4 protein-coding genes are annotated in these 4,557 nt (G+C 39.4%); 2 read left to right on the top strand and 2 right to left on the bottom strand.

Annotation, left to right across the window (positions count from 1 at the left end; all coding sequences use genetic code 11):
- Positions 1 to 143 precede the first annotated feature (143 nt).
- Positions 144 to 1,052 carry a hypothetical protein gene (locus GXZ13_03790; protein NLX74959.1) on the top strand — a complete coding sequence of 303 codons (909 nt, stop codon included), beginning with the start codon at positions 144 to 146 and terminating at the stop codon, positions 1,050 to 1,052.
- Positions 1,053 to 1,069: 17 nt separating this feature from the next.
- Here GXZ13_03790 and GXZ13_03785 read toward each other — a convergent pair whose 3' ends face one another.
- Positions 1,070 to 1,597, bottom strand: coding sequence for a DUF1850 domain-containing protein (locus tag GXZ13_03785; GenBank protein NLX74958.1), 528 nt, complete (start codon positions 1,595 to 1,597; stop codon positions 1,070 to 1,072).
- A gap of 187 nt (positions 1,598 to 1,784) precedes the next feature.
- On the opposite strand from GXZ13_03785, the gene GXZ13_03780 reads away from it, so the two are divergent.
- Entirely contained in the window at positions 1,785 to 3,380 is a 1,596-nt protein-coding gene (locus tag GXZ13_03780; protein ID NLX74957.1) for an amino acid ABC transporter substrate-binding protein, read from the top strand.
- Between the two features lie 893 nt (positions 3,381 to 4,273).
- Here GXZ13_03780 and GXZ13_03775 read toward each other — a convergent pair.
- Positions 4,274 to 4,557 (bottom strand): hypothetical protein (locus GXZ13_03775; protein NLX74956.1); only part of this gene is annotated, 284 nt, incomplete at its 5' end.

Genomic DNA, 4,557 nt, shown 5'->3' with positions numbered 1-4,557 from the left:
TACTGAAACAAAATAACGAGAATGGCCCCTTATAGGGGCCATTTTTTATTATTTGAATTTTGTAAAACTTCTAAGTGAAACGACACAGACCTTTATGCTATATAATATAGCTGCACCATATCTCAAAATGAGGAGATTGGCTAATGTACAGCTTTGTTACTCTTTTTTCCGCAGTTGCCATAATTTTATTTGTACTTTTAATTTCACAGCTTTTCATGCTGGCAGAAGAGTGCCTGTTTTACAAAAAAACAGACGCTGGTGAGAGAGTCAAAGGGAGAAGCTGTCAAATTGTCTATAAGTTAAACGGTGATGGACATTTTCCGAAACCTCTTTTTGCAGCATCTATTACACTTCTTGCCATTTTTCTTTTTATTCCTATGGGTTCTCTACCACAGTTTATTTCCACGCCGGCAGACCTTTTTATCGTAGCCTTCCTCTTGCTATCTGCTCACGCACTATATATGAAGGGGATAAAGATTTTTTCCAAAGACCGCTATCAGTTAATGGAAATAAAAGAGATAAACAGTTTCTTTTATTTCGTTGCTGTCTTGCTCATTATTGGCGGCACACTTTCCTGGTATGTTTTAAACAGAGGAATGCCGGGCAATATATTTAGTATCGATGCTTACTCTGCTATGCTGTTATGGCTGCATACAGACTACTACGGTAAAATTGCTTTAGCTCTGTTTTTTCTCTTGTTAGCTGTGGGCTCGCCAAGCAGAGAAAGGCGTATTTTTTGTGAAAGCAGAGAAATTACGCTGTCAGATATATTTGAAGCAACTCTCTCCACTGCTGGAGCAGCGATAATTGCGGCTATTTTTTTACCCCATAAATACGCGTTGGGATTTGGAATAACTGGAACAGCAATGTTCTCAGTAGATTTTTTATGTTTCTGGTTAGAAGTTTTTGTCCTTCAAACAATGATTTTGCCGCTTATAAAACGGCTTTATTTTAATTTTATGAAAAGAAAATGCGTTAAACTTCGATATTTACCAGGAATCTTGGCATGTGCCTTAGGTGTAATATTGATGATGATTGATTTATATTTTTAATTTATTGAGGGGGCAACTTAAGGGGTGTCGCTTGTACTTTCCAAAGCTTGCATAGATTCATACATGTACGGTTTTCTATAAACTTCTATGAGTAATTTTCTGTCGGGAAGTACTTTGTAAGCGTCATATATTTCGTAGGGTTCAAACATCGTTTGATTAAGACCATGATATTCGTTGCCTATTCTATAGTAATAAGTTTGCCATGAAAGTCTGCCTCCCTGATAAATAAGCCAATCTTTAGTCATTATAAAACGACCGTTTTTGGCTCCCTGAAAGGGCAATCCGGCTTTTGAAGATCTTACTCGTTCCTCCCAAGACCATAGTCTGCCGCCAACAATGTAGTATTCATCTTCGACCGGAGTCAACTCGACTGAGTGTATGTATCTTGTAATAAATTTATGTCCCAAGGCAGCTGGGGAAGAGAAGATAATATTGCCGCGACTGTCAGAGATACGGAAAAAATCTATTCTCCAACCATAAAGAGATATGAAAAACAGGATGGGAAGCAGGATTAATATGAGTAATGTGTTTTTTGTCAAATTCAATATTGCTCCCCCATTCAATTGAGATAAAAAGACAAAGTACAGCAGTATTATAACGTGTTCTGAAGAAATATGATAATTATACGATTCGCATTGTAATGACACAGTTTTTTAATAATTATAAGTTCAATGCTATTGCTCTGATTGAATCGTGAAGTTATACTTACAAACAACAAAAGGGGAGTTGTTTATGGAAGAAAAAATTGTAAAAGTCCTTCAAAGCATAATAGATGATTACGGTCTCAGTATACTTAAAGATCCAGATCGTCTCTCGCAATTTTTAGAAGCACGTTTCCCCGAAGATAAAAAAGATAATTTTAAACTCACATACGCTCTCAGTCATTTAATAAAATCCGGATGGAAACCTACTTATAAACCGACCGCACAGACTGATTCTGAGTATATAGACCAACTTTGTAAAAACCTAGCTTTTTCACTTGAAGACGCCAAGACGGCTATGAGAATTATTAATGAGGCAGTTTTGGAAAACAAGTTGACGGAAGAGGATGAAGAAGCGCCCTTCTTCGCCGCACCCGGCAATCTTAGGAAAATAGCCGGTGGGATAGCGAACAAGCCTAGAACGATGTGGCTTAGAAAAAAGTCCTTGTACAACGGATTGATACTGGTAGTAGCACTTTTGGCAATGGTGATTCTTTTCTATCAGATAGGCAGTCAACGTTTCCCCGAGGGAGACGAGTTTAGAATAGCCTTTTTTACCGGACTTAGCGGACATAATGCGGCGGCCGGGCAGAATGAACTTAGAGCGGCTCAACTTGCTGTAGAAAAGGTAAACAGAAGCGACAGAAATCGATTTTATAAATTAAGAATTATTGGTTTTGATACGCCACGTAATCCTGAAGCTGCGGCCAAGTATGTACGCACTGTAATGAAGGATAAAAGCATATTGGCCATGATGACTGGTATGAGAAATCCAATTCTGGAAGCCATTTCTCCGATTGCAGATGAAATGCAGGTTCCGCTCGTGGTGACGACTCCTGAGACTGACGCATCCTCCTTGGAATTTAACGAAAAACCCTACCTATATGTTTTCAGAGTAGTGAATGATTCTGATAGCAGAGCTAAGATGCTTGCTTACTTCGCAATCAAACAGCTGGATAAAAAAAATATAGCAATATTTTATAACTCGGACAGGAACTTTAATGTTGTGCAACATGAGGAATTGCAGTACTGGATAAAAGAGTATAAAGGTGAAATAAAAGCAGATATAGCATATACAAACAAAAGCGTAGAAGATTCGGGCTCCGCTTTGAAAGCGATAGCCGACAGTGATGTTGACGTTCTGATTCTACCCAGTTCTGCCAAAAACACAGTAAAAATTGTGACCAAAGCACGCGAATTAGGTTTTAAAGGGGAAATATTGGGAGAAGACTATCTTGATATATATCTTAAAAATGATGAAAGTGTATTTTATAACAGCTGGTGGATAAACGAAGTCACTTCGCTGGATCCCAAGATACGTTCTGTGTTGAATGACTACAAGAGTCTTTATAATGAGAATTGTCCTGATCCCGACATAAAGAGAGCAATACTTTCTTATGATGCAGTAATGTGGATTGCGGCTTCCTTATATCAAGCTTCCGGTTATAGGGGAGAGGCCGTAAGGCACGCAATGCTCTCAACAAGGAATTTCCCTTTGTCCCACGCAACACTTACAATGGATCCAAGAACACATGGCCCATTAAACAAAGCAATGTCTCTGGTTAACTGCGATAAAGGCAAAGGCATATTCCAAAAGAGAATTAGGCCGGAACAATCAGAGCAATAAAAGTATAATATATAGTTAATTTTTTTATGAATGGGGTTGCTAGCATGTCCATAAAAAAAACTACCAATAGACTTGAAGAAAGATTTGTAGAGTATTGGTCAGAATCAAAAGAAAAGAGTTGCATTTGGTGGCGGGGTGAGTGGTGGTCGTGGAATCGACTCAACAATCTCGCATTAGATTGTGAGAGCAAATTAAGAGATGCGGGATTTAAAAAGGGGCAGAGAATCGCCATGATAATGCCCAACTCACCAATGGTTTTTGCCCTCTCATTCGCAGTCTGGCGTTTGGGCGGAGCCATAGCTCCCTTGAACGTAAGAACAGGAATTCCTAACCTTGTTGAGACAATAAGAATACTGGACGTCAATGCTGTATTTATATTTGAGGATAAATTGGAACACGCGATAGATTTTAAAAAACTTTTGGCGACACCGGTGCTTTCCGCAAGTACTGACAAACCTCTTGAAGAAGTTATCATGAGACAGGGAACCGTTGAAAAAGAGGATCTGGCTGTCATATTCTCAACGTCAGGTACCTCTGGAAACCCTAAAGCAGTTCCATGTACTCATACGAACATTCTGTCTAATATCGACGACGCATTGGAAGCTGCTCCCACCTTAATAAGTGAGGATTCAGTCTTCCTTAATGTTTTGCCGAACTTTCACACTCTCGGCTTCAACACGACTGGGCTAATGGCTTTATTGCATGGGGTGAAACAAGTTGTGCTTCCGAATTTTGTTCCTGTGGAAAACACAATAAAAGCTATAGAAGCGGGAGGAGTAAACACAATCATAGCAGTGCCAACCCTTATGGGCTTCCTATTGGGTTACCTGGCAGCCAAAAACGAAAAACTAAAGGGAGTTAGGACTATTATCTCCGGTGGAGACAAACTCAATTTAGACTTGGATAGAAGAGCTCAGGAGTATCTGGGAGCAGGGATTTTGGAAGGATACGGTCTTACAGAATGTTCTCCTATCGTTTCTTTCAACTCGTCTTACGAGGGTAGAAAGATGGGAACGGTCGGACGTAAGTTTAAATCTTTCGAAATACAAATTGTGTTCAATTGGATCGATATCCGTGATGTTTGTTAGGTAACAAATTAGAGATCCGCCGCCGCTTCCTCGTGCAATTCCTCTTCGTCTTGCAACGTTTGCATAAGAGTAAACCAGCAAAATATAAT

Source organism: Synergistaceae bacterium (genome assembly GCA_012728235.1).
In the GTDB taxonomy this organism is placed as follows: Bacteria; Synergistota; Synergistia; order Synergistales; family Synergistaceae; genus JAAYFL01.
Note: the sequence above shows the minus strand (reverse complement) of the source record. Positions and strands in the feature narration are given on the sequence as shown.

What these genes read in the sequence shown, in the direction of transcription:
- GXZ13_03790 (NLX74959.1), top strand. Translation starts at nt 144, where the DNA reads ATGTACAGCTTTGTTACTCTTTTTTCCGCAGTTGCCATAATTTTATTT.
- GXZ13_03780 (NLX74957.1), top strand. Translation starts at nt 1,785, where the DNA reads ATGGAAGAAAAAATTGTAAAAGTCCTTCAAAGCATAATAGATGATTAC.